Origin of the sequence: Streptomyces sp. NPDC045431 (assembly GCF_040646655.1) — a bacterium.
Taxonomy (GTDB): Bacteria; Actinomycetota; Actinomycetes; order Streptomycetales; family Streptomycetaceae; genus Streptomyces.
The window spans coordinates 173,474-192,743 of record NZ_JBEZAQ010000007.1 but is presented as its reverse complement, the minus strand read 5'-3'; the positions used below and the strand labels follow the sequence as shown (position 1 = coordinate 192,743).

Genomic DNA, 19,270 nt, shown 5'->3' with positions numbered 1-19,270 from the left:
CATGTGACGACCGCGCCCGTCGCGCGGCCGGGTACATCGTGGGTCAGGCGTCGCCTCGGGCCAGCTCCCAGAGCTGGAGGTCCGAGGAGGTGTTGAGGGCCCACTCCACACCGGTGAGGTCGTTGCGGTGGGCGACGTACTGCTTGCCCTGCCACAGCGGAAGCACGGGGACGTCGTTGGCGACGATGTCCTGGAGCTGCTCGAAGGCGGGCGAGGCGGAGTTGCGGTCGGCGGCGCGGCGCGACTGCGGGATGAGCTTGCCGCGCGCCTCGGTGCTGACGTAGGGGGAGTTGAGGAAGTTGTCGGCGTCGAGGAACGGCGCGATGTAGTTGTCCGGGTCGGGGAAGTCGGGGACCCAGCCGAGCCCGTAGACGGCGTACTCGCCGCGCTTCTGCGCGGGGCGGAAGGTCGACCAGGGGACGCCCTCGACGCGGACGTCGAAGAGCTTGGTGGCGTTGAGCTGGTCGCGCAGCGCCTCGAACTCCTTGGCGGTGCCCGGACCGTAGTAGTCGCTGGTGTAGTGCAGCGTCAGCTTGACCGGGGTGGTGATGTCGGCTTCGCGCAGGATGGAGGCGGCCTTCTGGCTGCTGGGCTCGCCGTACTTGTTGAAGAACGAGTTGGTGTGCGCGGTGATCGTCGACGGGATCAGCGAGTAGAGCGGGGTGGCCGTGGAGCCGTACACCTTGGCGGCGATCTGGCCGCGGTCGACGACGGCGGCGACGGCCTGGCGGACGGCCTTGTCCTGGACGGAGGCGGCCTCGGTGTTGAAGGCGAGGTAGCGGATCTCCAGGCCCGGCATCTCGCGGAGCTCGACGCCCTCCTCGGGGTGCTCGGCGAGGTCCTTGATCTGCTCGGGCGACATGGTGCGGGTCATCATGTCGATGGAGCCGGCCTGGAGGGCGTCGCCCATGGCGGCGGAGTCGTCGAAGGAGCGCAGCTCGACGCGGTCGTTGCGGAGCTTGATGTGGCCCTTGTAGTGCTCGTTCCGGGTGAAGACGATCTTCGTGACCTGGTCGTCCCGCACCTCGGGCCGCATGGTGTACGGGCCGGAGCCGTCGACCTGGAAGCCGTCGCGGAGCTTCTTGGCGTCGTACTTGTCGGCGCTGAGGATGCCCGCGACGGGCGTGGACAGCTTGTACGGGAAGGTGGCGTCGGGCGTCTTGAGGTGGAAGACGACCTCGTCGTCGGCCTTGGTCTCGATGGTGTCGATGTTCGACAGGAGGCCGGCGGCACCGTTGTCGGAGTTGATGGCGAGGACGCGCTCGATGGAGAACTTCACGTCCTTGGCGGTGACGGGCGTGCCGTCCGAGAAGGTGAGGCCCTCGCGCAGGGTGCAGCGGTAGCGCTCGCTGGCCCGGTCGGTGAAGGCGCACTGGGAGGCGGCCTCGGGGACCGGCGTGCCGCCGCCGCGCGGGACGCGCATGAGCGTCTGCACGGTCTGGCGCAGGACGTTCCATGCGCCGGCGTCGTACGCGAAGGCCGGGTCGAAGGGGGCGGAGGCGTCCTTCGTGGCGGTGAACCGGTCCGTGGTGCCGACGACGATGGCGTTGCCGTCGCCGGATCCCGCCTCCGAGCCGCCGCAGGCTGCGAGTACGGGGGCCAGCAGGCCGATGAAGGCCGGCAGCACCAAGGTCTTGCGGTTCATCTGAACGTTCTCCTCATCCGGCACTGGGTACAGCGGTGTGGCGTACTCCGCCGCGGCCGCCCGGTCGGGGCGGGGCGATCGGGCCGGGATACAGAGCGATCGGTCCGGTGTTCACGGAGTGCTGGTGGCTTGACGCGAACACGCGGATTAGTGCGGCGAAGTTCTCGCCAAGAGATTAGTGGGCGGTGTCAGGCGCTCTGGAACGGGCTTGAGTTGAGCCCGCATCAGACAGTGAGGAGTAATGCGCCACCGGCGATCACTATGCGACGGAATGTTTCGTACACGCCCTAATGAATCGGGACACATGGGCCCACCTCAGGGGCCGGAAGCGGCGCCCGGAGGCTCCGAAGGCCTGGCCTGACCAGCACGCAGAGTGACCAACGTCACGCCGGATTCCCTCTTTTCCCGGTTACGGAAAAGACCCGGCCGGGCGCTCTCGGTTTTCGCCGTATGCGGCTCAGTTCATTCCGTTGATCAATGAACGGAGAAAACCGAGGTCGACCTCTTCCAGGGAACGGACGACGGCCCGGCCGGCGGCGGGCGCGATCGGCGCGACGGAGGGAACGGCGACCACCCTGCAGCCCGCGGCCTCGGCGGCGGCGACCCCGGTGGCGGTGTCCTCGATGACGGCGCACCGGCCGGGCTCGGCGCCCACGCCGCGGGCGGCGAGGAGATACGGGTCCGGGTGGGGCTTCGTCCGGGGCACCTCGTCGCCCGCGACGGTGAGGGTGAACCGGTCCGGGCCCAGGGAGAGCAGGACGCGGTCGATGATGCGGCGGTGCGAGGCGGAGACGAGGGCGGTGGGGACCTCGTGCGCGGTGAGCTCGGCCAGCAGCCGCTCGGCCCCCGGCATGAGCGGCACACCGCGGTCGATGCGCTGTTCGAATCTGTCGTTGAGGAGCACGGTCAGCTCGGGGAGGGTGATCTCGGCGCCGGTGGCCTCGATGAGGAACCCGGCGCTGCGGGTCATCGGCCCGCCGACCACCACGTCCCGCCAGGACTCGTCGAGCCGGTGGCCCAGCTCGGCGAAGACCTCGACCTCCGCGTCCCACCAGAAGCCCTCGGTGTCGACCAGCGTGCCGTCCATGTCCAGGAAGACGGCCTGAAGGGCGGCTCCATCGGCCGTACGGGTCGGGGACACGGGGACCGTGCTGGTCATCGGCACACCTCCATCGAGGGACGAGAAGGCCGGTCGCGCTCCCGCGGGGGAACCCCCGGTGGGAAGAGCGACCGGCCTGCACTGGACCGACCAGTGTACGTCGCGTTCCGGAAACGCGCCTTCGGCTGCGTCGACGGGTACCTCAGCGGGCGTTGAAGTACTTCGCCTCCGGGTGGTGGAGGACGATCGCGTCCGTGGACTGCTCGGGGTGGAGCTGGAACTCCTCGGAGAGGTGGACCCCGATGCGCTCCGGCTGGAGGAGGTCGGCGATCTTGGCGCGGTCCTCCAGGTCGGGGCAGGCGCCGTAGCCCAGGGAGAACCGGGCGCCGCGGTACTTCAGCGCGAACATGTCCTCGACGTCCGCCGGGTCCTCGCCGGCGAAGCCGAGCTCGGCGCGTACGCGTGCGTGCCAGTACTCGGCGAGGGCCTCGGCGAGCTGGACGGACAGGCCGTGCAGTTCGAGGTAGTCGCGGTAGGAGTCGGCGGCGAACAGCTCGGCGGTGGCCTCGCCGATCTTCGAGCCGACGGTGACGACCTGGAGGCCGACGACATCGGTCTCGCCGGACTCCTCCGGGCGGAAGAAGTCCGCCAGGCACAGGCGGCGGCCGCGCCGCTGGCGCGGGAAGGTGAAGCGGGTGCGCTCGTGGCCGCTGTCGTCGAGGAGGATCAGGTCGTCGCCCTTGGACACGCACGGGAAGTAGCCGTAGACGACCGCCGCTTCGAGCATGTTCTCGGTGTGGAGCCGGTCCAGCCAGCCCCGCAGCCGCGGCCGGCCCTCGGTCTCCACGAGCTCCTCGTACGTGGGGCCGTCCCCGGTACGGGCCTGCTTGAGGCCCCACTGGCCCTTGAACAGCGCGCCCTCGTCCAGCCAGGACGCGTAGTCCTTGAGCGGGATGCCCTTGACGACGCGAGTGCCCCAGAACGGCGGGGTGGGCACCGGGTTGTCGGTGGCGACGTCGGAGCGGACGCCGCCCTCGGGGGCCGGCTCCTCCACCACGGTGGCGGCCGCCCGGACGCGGCGCTGCTTGAGCTCGGGCAGGGTGGCGCCGGGTACGCCGCGCTTGACGGCGATCAGGGCGTCCATCAGGCGCAGGCCCTCGAACGCGTCGCGGGCGTAGCGGACTTCGCCCTCGTAGATCTCGTGGAGGTCCTGTTCGACGTAGGCGCGGGTGAGGGCGGCGCCACCGAGGATGACCGGGAAGCGGGCGGCCAGGCCGCGCTGGTTGAGCTCCTCCAGGTTCTCCTTCATGATCACCGTGGACTTCACCAGGAGCCCGGACATGCCGATGACGTCGGCCTTGTGCTCGTCGGCGGCATCGAGAATGGCCGAGACCGGCTGCTTGATGCCGAGGTTGACGACGTTGTAGCCGTTGTTCGACAGGATGATGTCGACGAGGTTCTTTCCGATGTCGTGGACGTCGCCGCGGACGGTGGCCAGCACGATGGTGCCCTTGCCCGCCTCTTCGCCCTCCACCTTCTCCATGTGGGGTTCGAGGTAGGCGACGGCGGTCTTCATGACCTCGGCCGACTGGAGCACGAACGGCAGCTGCATCTGGCCCGAGCCGAACAGCTCGCCGACGACCTTCATGCCGTCGAGCAGCGTCTCGTTGACGATGTCGAGCGCCGGGCGGGTGGTCAGCGCCTCGTCGAGGTCGGCCTCCAGGCCGTTGCGCTCGCCGTCGATGATGCGGCGCTTGAGGCGCTCGTCCAGCGGCAGCGCGGCGAGCTCCTCGGCCTTGCCGGCCTTGAGGGACTTGGCGGTGGCGCCCTCGAAGAGCTGCATCAGCTTCTGGAGCGGGTCGTAGCCCTCGCGGCGCCGGTCGTAGATGAGGTCGAGGGCGGTGGTGACCTGCTCCTCGTCGAAGCGGGCGATCGGCAGGATCTTGGAGGCGTGCACGATCGCCGAGTCGAGGCCCGCCTTGACGCACTCGTCGAGGAAGACGGAGTTGAGCAGGATGCGGGCGGCCGGGTTGAGGCCGAAGGAGATGTTCGACAGGCCGAGCGTGGTCTGGACGTCCGGGTGGCGCCGCTTGAGCTCGCGGATCGCCTCGATGGTGGCGATGCCGTCCTTGCGCGACTCCTCCTGACCGGTGCAGATGGTGAAGGTCAGGGTGTCGATGAGGATGTCCGACTCGTGGATGCCCCAGTTGCCGGTCAGGTCGGCGATCAGCCGCTCGGCGATCGCCACCTTCGTCTCGACGGTGCGGGCCTGGCCCTCCTCGTCGATCGTCAGCGCGATCAGCGCGGCGCCGTGCTCCTTGGCGAGCGCGGTGACCTTGGCGAATCGCGACTCGGGGCCGTCGCCGTCCTCGTAGTTCACCGAGTTGATCACCGCGCGGCCGCCGAGCTTCTCCAGGCCGGCCCGGATGACCTCGACCTCGGTGGAGTCCAGCACGATCGGCAGCGTGGAGGCGGTGGCGAAGCGTCCGGCCAGCTCCTCCATGTCGGCGACGCCGTCACGGCCGACGTAGTCCACGCACAGGTCCAGCATGTGGGCGCCTTCGCGGATCTGGTCGCGGGCCATCTCCACGCAGTCGTCCCAGCGGCCCTCCAGCATGGCCTCGCGGAACTTCTTCGAGCCGTTCGCGTTCGTCCGCTCGCCGATGGCGAGGTACGAGGTGTCCTGCCGGAACGGCACCGTCTGGTACAGCGACGCGGCGCCCGGCTCCGGGCGCGGGTCGCGCGGCGCCGGGGCGAGGCCGCGGACGCGCTCGACGACCTGGCGCAGGTGCTCCGGGGTCGTACCGCAGCAGCCGCCGACCAGCGACAGCCCGTACTCGCGCACGAAGGTCTCCTGCGCGTCGGCGAGCTCGGGGGCGGTCAGCGGGTAGTGCGCGCCGTTCTTGCCCAGGACCGGCAGGCCGGCGTTGGGCATACAGGACAGCGGGATACGCGAGTGGCGGGCCAGGTAGCGCAGGTGCTCGCTCATCTCGGCGGGGCCGGTGGCGCAGTTCAGACCGATCATGTCGATGCCGAGCGGCTCCAGCGCGGTCAGCGCCGCGCCGATCTCCGAGCCCAGGAGCATGGTGCCCGTCGTCTCCACGGTGACGGAGACGATCAGCGGCAGATCGGCGCCGAGGGCGTCGAGCGCGCGGCGCGCGCCGAGGACGGCGGCCTTCGTCTGGAGCAGGTCCTGTGTGGTCTCCACGAGCAGCGCGTCGGCGCCGCCGGCGATCATGCCCTCGGCGTTCTGCTGATAGGCGTCGCGGAGCGCGGTGTACGGGGCGTGGCCGAGCGTCGGCAGCTTGGTGCCGGGGCCCATGGAGCCGAGCACCCAGCGCTGCTGTCCGGTGGAGGCGGTGTACTCGTCGGCGACCTCGCGGGCGATCCGGGCGCCGGCCTCGGACAGCTCGTGGACGCGCTCGGGGATGTCGTACTCCCCCAGGGCCGCGAGGTTCGCGCCGAAGGTGTTGGTCTCGACGCAGTCCACGCCCACGGCGAAGTACGCGTCGTGGACCGAGCGCACGATGTCGGGCCGGGTGACGTTGAGGATCTCGTTGCAGCCTTCGAGGTTCTCGAAGTCCTCGAGGCTCGGGTCCTGGGCCTGGAGCATGGTGCCCATGGCTCCGTCGGCCACCACCACACGGGTGGCGAGGGCCTCGCGGAGGGCGGCGGCTCGGGTCCTGCTGTCAGTGACCTGATTGCTGTCAGCGGAAGGGGTCGGCGACGAGGCCATGGAAGTGCTCCCTGGTTGCGACGGCTGTCGGCTTTGCGCCTCCAGTGGGAAGCGCACCGGCCCAGGGTAACCGCGTACCCCATGGGGTGGACATCTCGTTCCACGTGCCGGACTGCATGCTGTCCTCGGGCTGTCGGGGGCGTGCCGGGGCCGGCTGATTTCCGAGTGCTTCTCGGGTGTGGCTCAAGGTCGGCATCGGCCGATAGTGTTCAGCATTGTCGAACTGTGGAAGAAGGGCCGGGGCGATGCCGAAGAACATCCAGTCGCTTGAACGAGCGGCGGCGATGCTGCGCCTGCTCGCGGGTGGGGAGCGCCGTCTCGGTCTGTCCGACATCGCCTCGTCGCTGGAGCTCGCTAAGGGTACGGCCCACGGCATCCTGCGCACCCTCCAGGCGGAGGGCTTCGTCGAGCAGGACCCGGCCTCCGGGCGCTACCAGCTGGGCGCGGAGCTGCTGCGGCTCGGCAACAGCTACCTGGACGTGCACGAGCTGCGGGCCCGGGCCCTGGTGTGGACGGACGACCTGGCCCGCTCCAGCGGCGAGAGCGTCCACCTGGGCGTGCTGCACCAGCACGGCGTGCTCGTCATCCACCACGTCTTCCGCCCGGACGACAGCCGCCAGGTGCTGGAGGTCGGGGCGATGCAGCCGCTGCACTCCACGGCGCTCGGGAAGGTGCTGTCGGCGTACGACCCGGTGGCGCACAGCGAGGCCGTGGAGGCGGAGCGCGAGGCGTTCACGCCGCGCACCATCACGACGCTGGACGACTTCGAGACCGTACTGGAGATGACGCGGGCGCGCGGCTGGGCGGCCGACGTGGAGGAGACCTGGGACGGCGTGGCGTCGGTGGCCGCGCCCATCCACGACCGGCGCCGGATGCCGGTCGGCGCGGTCGCCATCACGGGCGCGGTGGAGCGGGTCTGCAACGACGGCGAGCTGCGCTCGGAACTGATCGCGGCGGTACGGGACTGCGCCCGCGCGGTCTCCCGCGACCTGGGCGCGGGCCGCTTCTGAGCCCTCCGGCACCTGCTGTGCGGGGCCCCGCGCGGCACGACCGCACACGACTCCGCGCACGCCGGCGCCGTAGAACCCCGGAGCCCTGAACCCGTCTGACCCCGGCGCCGCAGAGCCCCGGCGCATCCCGGAGAGCCCCGGACCCGTCCGACCCCGGCGCCGTAGAGCCCCGGGGCGCCCGGGGCCCCGGGCTCGTCCAACCCCGGCGCCGCAGAGACCCGGCGCCTGGAGCGCGGCAGCCGGTTCGGCCTGTCGCGCAGGCTTCCGATGCCCGCCCGTCGGCCTGCGGGCGGCCAGCCGCCGCTCCTGGCACGGCGAAACCCCCGCGTCCGCGAGCCCGGGACCGGGCGAGGGTGCTCCCACGCTCCCCCCGGGCCCCGAGCCCTGGCCGCCGGGGCCCGCACCGCCGATCCCGCGCCCTACCGGGCGCGGACACGGACCGCCGTACGGATCCTCAAGCCCACCGAGCCCCCTGCGCCCACGCGCCCCGGCCCTGCCGGACCCCCAGTGCGCCAGGCCCGGCCGCGCGGGCCCCCGGCCGCCGGCCCCGCCGCTGCAGCGCTCGCGCCGCACACCGGGGCAGGCCTCACAGCACCGCCCGCACCCCGGTAACGAACGCATTTCGGCCAGCCGAACCCATTGACGGCACGTTTAACCGACGGCAAAACTGCCGTTCATCGGTCGGCATTGTCGAACACCTACCGGCAATAGGCGCTAGAGTGTGGCAACGCCAGGAGGCCGGTTAACGCCCTCAGCCGAGGGCGCGGACCACCGGAGGGACCCGGGGTTCGCCTTCCCCTGGACGAAGGACAAAGGAGTCGCGGGTGTCCAGCTCCGACATCTTCATCGGCGAGATCATTGGTACCGCCGTACTCATCCTGCTCGGCGGCGGCGTGTGCGCCGCCGTCACACTGAAGCGCTCGAAGGCGCAGAACGCCGGCTGGCTGGCCATCACCTTCGGGTGGGGCTTCGCGGTCCTGACCGCTGTCTACATGACGGGTTCCCTGTCCGGCGCCCATCTCAACCCCGCCGTCACGGTCGGCATCGCGATCAAGGACGGGGACTGGAAGAACGTCCCCGTCTACTTCGCGGGCCAGCTCCTCGGTGCCATGATCGGCGCCGCGCTGGTCTGGATCGCGTACTACGGCCAGTTCCACGCGCACCTCACCGATCGCGAGATCGTGGGTGACACCGCGGACAAGGCCATCGAAGGCCCGCACAACGAGAGCGCGGCCAAGGCCGGGCCCGTCCTCGGCGTCTTCTCCACCGGCCCCGAGGTCCGCAACGTGTGGCAGAACCTCGCCACCGAGATCATCGGCACCGCGGTGCTCGTCCTCGCGGTCCTCACGCAGGGCCTCAACGACAGCGGCAAGGGCCTCGGCACTCTCGGCGCCCTGATCACGGCGCTCGTCGTGGTCGGCATCGGCCTCTCGCTCGGCGGGCCGACCGGTTACGCCATCAACCCGGCCCGCGACCTCGGCCCGCGCATCGTGCACGCCCTGCTCCCGCTGCCGAACAAGGGCGGCTCGGACTGGGGGTACGCCTGGATCCCCGTCGCCGGCCCGCTGATCGGCGGAGCCCTCGCCGCGGGTATCTACACCCTTGCCTTCGCCTGAGCAGGCCGTCCTTCGTCCTCTTACCGACTTCCGGGAGCAACCGTGACCGACGCACACACCACCGGGCCCTTCATCGCGGCCATCGACCAGGGCACCACCTCCAGCCGCTGCATCGTCTTCGACCGCGACGGGCGCATCGTCTCCGTCGACCAGAAGGAGCACGAGCAGATCTTCCCCAAGCCCGGCTGGGTGGAGCACAACGCGACCGAGATCTGGACCAACGTCCAGGAGGTCGTCGCCGGCGCCATCGAGAAGGCCGGCATCACCGCCGCCGACGTCAAGGCCATCGGCATCACCAACCAGCGCGAGACCACGCTGCTGTGGGACAAGAACACCGGTGAGCCCGTCCACAACGCCATCGTCTGGCAGGACACCCGCACCGACGCGCTCTGCAAGGAGCTCGGCCGCAACGTCGGCCAGGACCGCTTCCGCCGCGAGACCGGCCTGCCCCTCGCGTCCTACTTCGCCGGCCCGAAGGTCCGCTGGCTGCTCGACAACGTCGAGGGCCTGCGCGAGCGCGCCGAGCGCGGCGAGATCCTCTTCGGCACGATGGACTCCTGGGTCATCTGGAACCTCACGGGCGGTGTCGAGGGCGGTCACCACGTCACCGACGTCACCAACGCCTCCCGCACCATGCTGATGAACCTGCACACCATGGACTGGGACCAGAAGATCCTCGAGTCCATGGGCGTCCCGGCGGCCGTGCTGCCGGAGATCCGCTCCTCCGCCGAGGTCTACGGCCAGGTCAAGGGCGGCGTCCTCGACGGCGTCCCGGTCGCCTCCGCGCTCGGCGACCAGCAGGCGGCCCTCTTCGGCCAGACCTGCTTCTCCGAGGGCGAGGCGAAGTCGACGTACGGCACGGGTACCTTCCTGCTGCTGAACACCGGCGAGAAGATCATCAACTCCTACTCGGGCCTCATCACCACCGTCGGCTACAAGATCGGCGACCAGGCCCCGGTGTACGCGCTGGAAGGCTCCATCGCCGTCACCGGCTCCCTGGTGCAGTGGATGCGCGACCAGATGGGCCTGATCAGCACCGCCGCCGAGATCGAGACCCTCGCCTCCTCCGTCGAGGACAACGGCGGCGCGTACTTCGTACCGGCCTTCTCCGGCCTCTTCGCCCCGTACTGGCGCTCCGACGCCCGCGGTGTGATCGCCGGCCTCACCCGGTACGTCACCAAGGCGCACATCGCCCGCGCCGTGCTGGAGGCCACCGCCTGGCAGACCCGCGAGATCACCGACGCCATGACCAAGGACTCCGGCGTCGAGCTCGCCGCGCTCAAGGTCGACGGCGGCATGACCTCCAACAACCTGCTGATGCAGACCCTCTCGGACTTCCTGGACGCCCCCGTGGTGCGCCCGATGGTCGCCGAGACCACCTGCCTCGGCGCCGCCTACGCCGCCGGTCTGGCCGTCGGCTTCTGGCCCGACACCGACGCGCTCCGCGCCAACTGGCGCCGCGCCGCCGAATGGACCCCCCGCATGGACGCGGACACCCGCGACCGCGAGTACAAGAACTGGCTCAAGGCCGTTGAACGCTCCATGGGCTGGCTCGAAGAAGAGAACTGACGAGGAGTAAATCGACATGACCACCCTGCAGAGCGTCCCGGCCCTCGGGACGCACCCGGCTGCCGGTTCCCTGCCGAGCCGTGCGGAGACGCGGGAGCAGCTCTCCAAGGCGACGTACGACCTCCTGGTGATCGGCGGCGGCATCCTGGGCATCTCCACCGCCTGGCACGCCGCCCAGTCCGGGCTGCGGGTGGCCCTGGTGGACGCCGGCGACTTCGCCGGCGCCACCTCCTCCGCCTCCTCCAAGCTGCTCCACGGCGGTCTGCGCTACCTGCAGACCGGCGCGGTGAAGCTGGTCGCGGAGAACCACTTCGAGCGCCGTGCGGTCTCCCGCCAGGTGGCCCCGCACCTGGCGAACCCGCTCACCTTCTACCTGCCGGTCTACAAGGGCGGCCCGCACGGCGCCGCCAAGCTCGGCGCGGGCGTCTTCGCCTACTCGGCGCTCTCCGCCTTCGGCGACGGTGTCGGCCACCTGCTCAGCCCCGCCAAGGCCGCGCAGGACGTGCCGGAGCTGCGCACCGACAACCTCAAGGCCGTGGCCGTGTACGGCGACGACCAGATGAACGACGCGCGCATGGCGCTGATGACGGTCCGCGCCGCCGTCGACGCGGGCGCCACCGTCCTCAACCACGCCGAGGTCACCGGCCTGCGCTTCACCCGCGGCCGGGTCACCGGCGCGGACCTCAAGGACCGCCTCAGCGGCGACGAGTTCGGCGTCGACGCGCGCCTCGTGCTCAACGCCACCGGCCCCTGGGTCGACCACCTGCGCCGCATGGAGGACCCCAACGCGGCCCCCTCCATCCGCCTCTCCAAGGGCGCGCACCTGGTCCTGAAGCGCACCTCCCCCTGGCGCGCCGCGCTCGCGACCCCCATCGACAAGTACCGCATCACCTTCGCCCTCCCGTGGGAGGACATGCTGCTGCTCGGTACGACCGACGAGGAGTACGAGGGCGACCCGGGCGAGGTCGCGGTCAACGACAAGGACGTCACCCAGATCCTGGACGAGGCCGCGTTCTCCATCCGCGACCAGCAGCTCTCCCGGGACCTGATCACGTACTCCTTCGCCGGTCTGCGGGTGCTGCCCGGCGGCCCGGGCGACACCTCCAAGGCCAAGCGCGAGACGGTCGTGACCGAGGGCCGCGGCGGCATGCTGTCGGTGGCCGGCGGCAAGTGGACGACCTTCCGCCACATCGGCCGCACGGTGATGAACAAGCTGGCGTCCCTGCCCGGCGGCCCCCTCGGCGACGACATGGAGCCGATCTCGGCCCTGCCGAAGAAGCTGCCGCTGCCCGGCATAGCCAACCCCAACGCCGTGGCCCACCGGCTGCTGGTCGACGGCGGTACGCCGGGCCCGCGCATGGCCGCCGACACCGCCCGCCACCTGGCCACGCACTACGGCTCCCTCTCCTTCGACATCGCGCGCATGGCGTACGACGACCCGGAGCTGGGCGAGCGCATCCACCCGGACGCGCCGGAGATCTGGGCGCAGGTCGCCTACGCCCGCGACCACGAGTGGGCCGAGACCGCGGACGACGTGCTGCGCCGCCGTACGACGCTGACGATCCGTGGCCTGGCGACGGACGAGATCCGCGCCAAGGTGGAGGACATGCTCGGCAAGAAGGCCTGATCCCGCGGGGTCTGGTGACGACGAGGGCGGCTCCCCCGGGGGGCCGCCCTCGCCCGCGTCCCGGGGGTGCGCGCCCCGGCTCGAACAGTGCACTCGGACGTGTACAGGGGCTGCGGCCGTGCCCCCTGGAAGCCGTAAGGTTGGTTCGTACGCACGGAACTTCGGAAGGAGGCCTGGGTGATCGAGCTCGAGGGGGTTCCCGAGCTGATCGACCCGGTCATGGTGGCCGCGTTCGAGGGCTGGAACGACGCCGGCGACGCCGCCTCCACCGCGGTCGCGCACCTGGAGCGGGAGTGGAAGGGCGAGGTGTTCGCGGCGCTCGACGCCGAGGACTACTACGACTTCCAGGTCAACCGCCCCACGGTGTACCTGGACGGCGGGGTACGGAAGATCACCTGGCCCACCACGAGACTGTCGGTGGTCCGGGTGGGCGGCGACAAGCCGCGCGATCTGGTGCTGGTCCGCGGTATCGAACCGTCGATGCGCTGGCGCTCGTTCTGCAACGAGTTGCTGGGCTTCGCCCACGAACTGGGCGTGGAGATGGTGGTGATCCTGGGCGCGCTGCTCGGGGACACCCCGCACACCCGGCCGGTGCCGGTCACGGGCGTCACGTCCGACCCGGACCTGGCGCGCACGATGGACCTGGAGGAGACCCGGTACGAAGGGCCGACGGGCATCGTCGGCATCCTCCAGGAGGCCTGTACGCACGCGGGCGTGCCGGCGGTGAGCCTGTGGGCGGCGGTGCCGCACTACGTGTCGCAGCCGCCGAACCCGAAGGCGACGCTGGCGCTGCTGAACCGGCTGGAGGACCTGATCGACCTGCGCATCCCGCTGGGTGAGCTGGCCGAGGACGCGCGGGCCTGGCAGGTCGGCGTGGACCAGCTCGCCTCGGAGGACAGCGAGGTGGCGGAGTACGTGCAGACGCTGGAGGAGGCGCGGGACACCGCGGAGCTCCCGGAGGCGTCGGGTGAGGCCATCGCCCGGGAGTTCGAGCGGTACCTGCGGCGCCGTGACGGCGGCCCCGCAACCGGTCCAGGGGCCGGGGGCCAGGGAGCCGCTCCGGGGCACGCGACCGACATGGGCGACAGCTCGTACCTGCGCGACACCTCCAGCGGCCGTACGCGGCCGCCGAAGCCGCCGAAGCGGGAGGCCGGTTCGGGGCCCGACACCGAGCCCGGCAGCGGGCCTGACACCGGGCCGGACGCCAGACCGGAGGCCGGGCCGGACGCCGGACCGGGCACCGGACCGGACGCCGCCGAGGAAGACGGCTCCGCCGAGGAGTGAGAGCACGCCGGAGGGGCGGCACCGAGGATTCGGTGCCGCCCCTCCGTCATGGTCACGGCCGCTCGGCCGCCGCCCGGTGCCCGCCGCCTGACGGTACGTCGGGCGGACGGCGTCACTACAGCGCGACGCCCATCAGCGCGTCGACGGTACGGGAGACGAGGCCGGGCGCGGTCTCGTCCGTGCCGCCCTCGGACTCCTGGAGCGCGGCCCAGCGGTCCACGGCCGCCAGCGCGCGCGGGGTGTCCAGGTCGTCGGCGAGTGCCTCGCGGACCTCCTCGAGCAGGGCGTCGGCGGACGGGCCGTCGGGGCGGGAGACGGCGGCGCGCCAGCGGCCGAGCCGCTCGACGGCGTCCTGGAGGACCTGGTCGGTCCACTCCCAGTCGGCCCGGTAGTGGTGGGCGAGGAGCGTGAGCCGGATGGCGGCCGGGTCGACGCCGTCGCGGCGGAGCTTGGAGACGAAGACCAGGTTCCCCTTGGACTTGGACATCTTCTCGCCGTGGAGGGCGACCATCCCGGCGTGCACGTACGCCTTGGCGTACGGGTGCTCGCCGGTCAGGGCCTGCGCGTGCGAGGCGCCCATCTCGTGGTGCGGGAAGATCAGGTCGGAGCCGCCGCCCTGGACGTCGAAGCCCATCCCCAGGTGGTCCAGGGCGATGGCGACGCACTCGATGTGCCAGCCGGGCCGTCCGGGCCCGAGGCTGGCGCCGTCCCAGCGGGGCTCGCCCTCGCGGGCGGCCATCCACAGCATCGGGTCGAGGGGGTTCTTCTTCCCCGGGCGGTCCGGGTCGCCGCCGCGTTCGGCGGACAGGGCGCGCATGACGTCGTGGTCGTAGTGGGACACCTCGCCGAAGTGCGGGTCCGCCTCGACGGAGAAGTAGACGTCCCCTTCGAGTTCGTACGCGGCGCCGGCGTCGCGGAGCCGCTCGATGAGCGGCACGATGCCGGGTATCGCCTCGACGGCACCGATGTAGTGCTGCGGCGGCAGCAACCGCAGGGCGGTCATGTCCTCGCGGAACAGCGCGGTCTCGCGCTCGGCGAGCCCGACCCAGTCGATGCCGTCCCGCTGGGCCCGCTCCAGGAGCGGGTCGTCGACGTCGGTGACGTTCTGGACGTAGTGGACCTGCCGCTTGGTGTCGAGCCACACGCGCTGAACGAGGTCGAACGCGTTGTAGGTCGCCGCGTGACCCATGTGGGTCGCGTCGTACGGCGTGATGCCGCAGACGTAGATACGGGCGACGGGGCCGGGGGCGAGGGTCACTCGCCCGCCGGTCGCGGTGTCGTGGATCCGGAGGTCGCGGCCCTTGCCGGGCAGGGCGGGGACCTCAGAAGCGGGCCAGGCATGCATGTCACGAGCGTAACCGGACGGGTGTTCCGGATACGAACCGGATGCACGATCATGACGCGATAGGCACTCTTGCGCCGTGGCGCCATCTGTGCAGGTGACGCGGCCGGGGTGCGTCGGGCGCGTCGGTGCGTCAGACCGGGGGCCAGGGGATCGCGGGCCACCGCCCCGACGGCTCGGGATGGCGGGCGGAGGTGCGCAGCTGTGCCACCCGGGCCCGGGCCGCCGTCACCTCGGCGGGCGTGAGCAGCTCGGCCAGGCGGTCGGCGAGGGCTGCTCCGGGGGCCAGGGCGGCGTCCAGGCGGGCCAGGACCTCCAGCGCCTCCTGTGGGAGCGGCTCGCCCGCCCAGCCCCACAGCAGCGTGCGCAGCTTGTCGTCCACGTTGAAGGTCACGCCGTGGTCGATGGCGTACAGTCGGCCGTCCGGCGCCGGCAGCAGGTGGCCGCCCTTGCGGTCGCCGTTGTTGATCACCGCGTCGAGGACGGCGAGCCGTCGCAGCCGTACGTCGTCGGCGTGGACGAGCAGCGCCGTGCGGCCCTCGCCGACCTCCGCGAGGCCCACCGCCTTCCAGCCCTCCCCCGGCTCGTCGTCGTCGACGAGGGCGAGGAGCGGGGTGGCCGACGGGTCGCCGTCGATCCACAGCTGGACCATGCCCCGGCCGTACGGCCCGTCGCGCAGGACCGTCGGCGGGACCAGGCCCCAGCCGGTCGCCTCGGAGACTTCGTACGCCGCGACCTCGCGCTGCGCCAGGGTCCCGTCCGGGAAGTCCCACAGGGGGCGCTCCCCCGCGACGGGTTTGTAGACGCAGTCGGCTTCCTGGCCTTCGTACGCGACGGAACAGAGCAGCACCGCGTTGGACGCCTCGCGGACCTGGCCGCGCACGGTCAGCTCCCCCTCGGCGAGCAGGTCGAGCTGCTCCACCGCCGTGAGGCCGGTCAGGCCCCTCGACGGTATCCGTTCTGACGCGGGCATACGTGTCCTTCCGGATCGAGCGGCAGGCTGCACAGCGGGCACGGCGGCCGGCCGGCGTTGACGACGTCGAGGGCGCGCTTGGCGAAGGCCCGCGCCTGGGCCCCGGTGAGCCGGACGCGCAGCATCGGCGGGCCGTTCTCCTCGTCCTGGAGCAGCCGCTCCTCGGCCTCGGCGAGGTCCTCCTCGGAGTCCGCGTCGAGCTCGACGAGCGCCTGCGCCTCGACGATCATGCGCTGGTTCTCGCCGTCCCACGCGAGCGCCATCGTGCCGACCCGGAACTCCTCCTCGATGGGGGCGTCCAAGGGGGCGGTGTCGGCGGTGTCGGGGGGAGCCACGGCCGGGACCGGGGCGTTGCCGCCGGTCCGGCGTACCACCTCGTCGAGCAGTTCGTCGATCCGCTCGGCGAGCGCGGCGACCTGCGTCTTCTCCAGCGCGACGCTGGTGACGCGGCCGCCGGCGGACGCCTGCAGGAAGAACGTACGGCGCCCCGGCAGCCCGACCGTGCCGGCCACGAAGCGCTCCGGTGGGTCATAGAGGAACACCTGACGGGACACGTTCCCTCTCCCTTGCGTCCTTGAGTTGTGCGGTGCGACGGCGTGCGGTCCGACGGCACTTCGGCCCGTCCACCCTACTGTGCCGGGCGATCACGGTGCGCCCGCGCCGCCTCCCACCTCCGCCGCCCCTCCTTCGGTGCCTCCGTCGGTCCGCTCGCGCGGGATCAGCGCCGCGAAGTCACCGGTGTCGCCGAGCCGTACGAGAAAAGGCCGCAGGCGGGTGTAACGGATCACGGTCACGGAACAAGGATCCACATGGATCCGCTGGAAAAGATCGAGATGCATCCCGAGGGCGTCGGCCACGAGGGACTTGATGATGTCGCCGTGCGAGCACATCAGGTACACGGCGTCCTCGCCGTGCTCCGCCTCCACCCGGGCGTTCCACTCCCGTACGGCGTCGACGGCGCGCGCCTGCATGGCGCGGACCGACTCGCCGCCGGGGAAGGCCGCGGCGGACGGGTGCTGCTGGACGACCTCCATCAGCGGTTCGTCGTTGAGCTCGGCGAGCTTGCGCCCCGACCAGTCGCCGTAGCGGCACTCGCCGATCCGCTCGTCGGTGTGGACCGGCAGCCCGGGCCGGGCGTCCAGCAGCGGCTGCAGGGTCTCCCGGCAGCGCTGGAGCGGGCTGGTGACGGCGGCGGCGATCGGCACGCCGACCAGCCGCCCGGGCAGCGCGGCGGCCTGCGCGGCACCGCGCTCGTCGAGCGCGACGCCGGGCGTCCAGCCCGCGAGCACACCGGCCGTGTTGGCGGTCGAACGTCCGTGCCTTACGAGGATCAGCGTGGCCATGCACGTCAGCCTAGGCGGCCGCACCGACATCGGGGGTGCAAGGGGCCGGTGACCGGGGAAGAATACGCGCCGTGATCGTGGACTGCGCCATCTACCGGGACGGGCACCGCAGCGAGGGCCCCTCCGACTTCTCCGACGCCCTGGACCAGGCACGGGCCTGGGGTGGTGACGCGTTCCTGTGGATCGGCCTGCACGAGCCGACGGAGAGTGAGTTCGATCACGTCGCGGAGGAGTTCGGGCTCCATCCGCTCGCCGTGGAGGACGCCCTCAAGGCGCATCAGCGGCCGAAGCTGGAGGTGTACGACGACTCGCTCTTCGTGGTCCTCAAGCCGGTGGTGTACGAGCCGCAGGGCGACACCGTCACCACCGGCGAGCTGATGGTGTTCATGGGCGACTCCTTCGTGGTGACCGTCCGGCACGGCGAGGGCGCACCGCTGGGGGCCGTGCGCAAGCGGCTGGAGGCGGAGCCGGAGCTGCTCCGGCACGGGCCGACCTCGGTGCTGTACGCGATCAGCGACGCCGTCGTGGACCACTACATAGAGGTGGCGGGCGAGCTCCAGGTGGACCTGGAGGAGATGGAGACGGAGGTCTTCCAGCCCGCGGGCGGCGACTCCAAGAACACGGCGTCGCGGATCTACATGTTCAAGCGGCAGGTCCTGGAGTTCCGGCGGGCCACCGGTCCGCTGGCCGCGCCGATGACCCGCCTCGCGGGCGCGGGCGTGCCGTTCGTGAACGAGCACGCCCAGCCGTTCTTCCGGGACGTGAGCGACCACCTGACCCGGGCCACCGAGCAGGTGGAAGGGCTGGACCGACTGCTTTCGGACATTCTCTCGGCACACCTCGCACAGATGGGCGTGCGGCAGAACGACGACATGCGCAAGATCTCGGCATGGGCGGCGATGGCGGCGGTGCCCACCATGGTCGCGGGCGTCTACGGCATGAACTTCGAGCACATGCCGGAGCTGACGTGGGTGTTCGGCTACCCGATGGTCATCGTCCTGATGGCCGTCGCGTGCGTGGGCCTGTACCGGCTCTTCAAGCGCCGCGGCTGGCTCTGAAGCCCGCCGGCCCGGCCCCGTCGCGACCGTCGCGCGCGGGACCGGGCCGGCTCCGCGTCAGAAGGCCGGGGCCGGCTCGGCCGGGCCGCCGAGCGCGTCGCGCCGCTGGGGCATGGTGAGGCTGACCATGCGCCGCCAGCCGCCGGCCCGTTCGTACGCGTACATCGCCCGGATCCCGAGGGCGAGGGCGGTCCGCTTGGGGCGGGGCCACTTCAGGAGACGGCCCATGTGGTCCATGACGGCGAGGCTGACGTCGCGGTAGACCTCGATCTCGGCGAGGGCGGACTCGCGCAGGGTGCGCTGGATGGTGCGGCCGTGTCCCTCGCGCGCGAGGCGCAGCAGTTCCTCGTGGCAGTAGGCGAGGTGGTTGTCCTCGTCGTGGCAGATCATGCGGATGGCCTTGCCCACCTCGGGGTGGTCGGCGAAGTACTTGACCAGCATGTCCATCTGGTCGGCGGCGCGCTGCTCGGTGACCCGGCTGTGGGACAGGTAGACGACGATGTCGCGCTCCGTCAGCGGCTCGTCGCGGCGGAGCTTGTCGTGGGCCAGGCCGATGCCGCGCCGCTCCAGCAGCATGGTGTAGTCGGTCTCCGGCGGGACGGGGGCCGGGTCCAGGCCGCGCTTCTTGAGCAGGGCGTTGAAGATCCGGCCGTGCTTGTCCTCGTCGGCGCCGTGCCGGGTGATCTTGGGGGCGAGCTCGCGCATGCTCTCGGGGACGAGGGCGGCGATCCGGGCGTTCTCCCAGCCGCCCTGGGCTTCGCCGCTGGCCGCGATGGAACAGAACAACCGGTAGGAGTCGTCGTTGTCCAGGATCTCCTGGAACAGGCTTCGCGCCGAAAGCATCACTGCACCTCCATGCAGGCGGGCGGCCCTATGCGTCCGCACTTCCGCAAAGGACGAGTCAAGTGCGGCGAGGGGGGCGTGGCAACAGAACCACGGGGCAACTCCGCCGAAAGGAGCAGCATGGG

General features: G+C 71.4%; 14 protein-coding genes. 6 read left to right on the top strand and 8 right to left on the bottom strand.

The window, feature by feature from the left end:
* Positions 1-43: 43 nt before the first annotated feature.
* From AB0A69_RS17955 to metH, 3 genes are all read right to left on the bottom strand, one after another.
* Positions 44-1,645: an ABC transporter substrate-binding protein gene (locus tag AB0A69_RS17955; protein WP_361422149.1), complete on the bottom strand. Its 1,602-nt coding sequence runs from the start codon at positions 1,643-1,645 to the stop codon at positions 44-46.
* Positions 1,646-2,102: 457 nt separating this feature from the next.
* Positions 2,103-2,804 carry an HAD family phosphatase gene (locus AB0A69_RS17950; protein WP_361422146.1) on the bottom strand — a complete coding sequence of 234 codons (702 nt, stop codon included), beginning with the start codon at positions 2,802-2,804 and terminating at the stop codon, positions 2,103-2,105.
* Between the two features lie 142 nt (positions 2,805-2,946).
* Positions 2,947-6,480 (bottom strand): methionine synthase, encoded by a 3,534-nt coding sequence (gene metH / locus AB0A69_RS17945; protein WP_361422143.1) that lies wholly within the window; start codon positions 6,478-6,480, stop codon positions 2,947-2,949.
* Between the two features lie 245 nt (positions 6,481-6,725).
* Between metH and AB0A69_RS17940 the strand changes: the two genes are divergently transcribed.
* The 5 genes from AB0A69_RS17940 to AB0A69_RS17920 all read left to right on the top strand — a co-directional run bounded on the left by AB0A69_RS17940 (position 6,726) and on the right by AB0A69_RS17920 (position 13,586).
* Positions 6,726-7,490, top strand: coding sequence for an IclR family transcriptional regulator (locus AB0A69_RS17940; RefSeq protein WP_361422140.1), 765 nt, complete (start codon positions 6,726-6,728; stop codon positions 7,488-7,490).
* Between the two features lie 824 nt (positions 7,491-8,314).
* Positions 8,315-9,106 (top strand): MIP/aquaporin family protein, encoded by a 792-nt coding sequence (locus tag AB0A69_RS17935; RefSeq protein ID WP_361422137.1) that lies wholly within the window; start codon positions 8,315-8,317, stop codon positions 9,104-9,106.
* 42 nt (positions 9,107-9,148) lie between these two features.
* Positions 9,149-10,675, top strand: a complete 1,527-nt coding sequence (gene glpK, locus AB0A69_RS17930) for a glycerol kinase GlpK (RefSeq protein ID WP_361422134.1) — start codon at positions 9,149-9,151, stop codon at positions 10,673-10,675.
* Between the two features lie 16 nt (positions 10,676-10,691).
* Positions 10,692-12,302: a glycerol-3-phosphate dehydrogenase/oxidase gene (locus tag AB0A69_RS17925; RefSeq protein ID WP_361422131.1), complete on the top strand. Its 1,611-nt coding sequence runs from the start codon at positions 10,692-10,694 to the stop codon at positions 12,300-12,302.
* Positions 12,303-12,479: 177 nt separating this feature from the next.
* Positions 12,480-13,586, top strand: a complete 1,107-nt coding sequence (locus AB0A69_RS17920) for a PAC2 family protein (RefSeq protein WP_361422128.1) — start codon at positions 12,480-12,482, stop codon at positions 13,584-13,586.
* Positions 13,587-13,701: 115 nt separating this feature from the next.
* Here the strand turns inward: AB0A69_RS17920 and mshC are convergent, their stop codons facing one another.
* From mshC to AB0A69_RS17900, 4 genes are all read right to left on the bottom strand, one after another.
* Positions 13,702-14,931 carry a cysteine--1-D-myo-inosityl 2-amino-2-deoxy-alpha-D-glucopyranoside ligase gene (gene mshC, locus AB0A69_RS17915; protein WP_361422125.1) on the bottom strand — a complete coding sequence of 410 codons (1,230 nt, stop codon included), beginning with the start codon at positions 14,929-14,931 and terminating at the stop codon, positions 13,702-13,704.
* Positions 14,932-15,061: 130 nt separating this feature from the next.
* Positions 15,062-15,901 (bottom strand): SCO1664 family protein, encoded by an 840-nt coding sequence (locus tag AB0A69_RS17910; protein ID WP_361422122.1) that lies wholly within the window; start codon positions 15,899-15,901, stop codon positions 15,062-15,064.
* Positions 15,865-16,455, bottom strand: coding sequence for a DUF3090 domain-containing protein (locus AB0A69_RS17905; protein WP_355366865.1), 591 nt, complete (start codon positions 16,453-16,455; stop codon positions 15,865-15,867). Before AB0A69_RS17905 ends, AB0A69_RS17910 begins: the two co-directional genes overlap by 37 nt.
* Before the next feature lie 90 nt (positions 16,456-16,545).
* Positions 16,546-17,244, bottom strand: a complete 699-nt coding sequence (locus AB0A69_RS17900) for a histidine phosphatase family protein (protein ID WP_361422119.1) — start codon at positions 17,242-17,244, stop codon at positions 16,546-16,548.
* A 62-nt stretch (positions 17,245-17,306) separates the two neighbouring features.
* On the opposite strand from AB0A69_RS17900, the gene corA reads away from it, so the two are divergent.
* Entirely contained in the window at positions 17,307-18,302 is a 996-nt protein-coding gene (corA, locus tag AB0A69_RS17895; RefSeq protein ID WP_361422475.1) for a magnesium/cobalt transporter CorA, read from the top strand.
* Between the two features lie 57 nt (positions 18,303-18,359).
* On the opposite strand, the gene AB0A69_RS17890 is transcribed toward corA, so the two are convergent.
* Positions 18,360-19,145: a ferritin-like domain-containing protein gene (locus AB0A69_RS17890; protein WP_361422116.1), complete on the bottom strand. Its 786-nt coding sequence runs from the start codon at positions 19,143-19,145 to the stop codon at positions 18,360-18,362.
* Positions 19,146-19,270 lie beyond the last annotated feature (125 nt).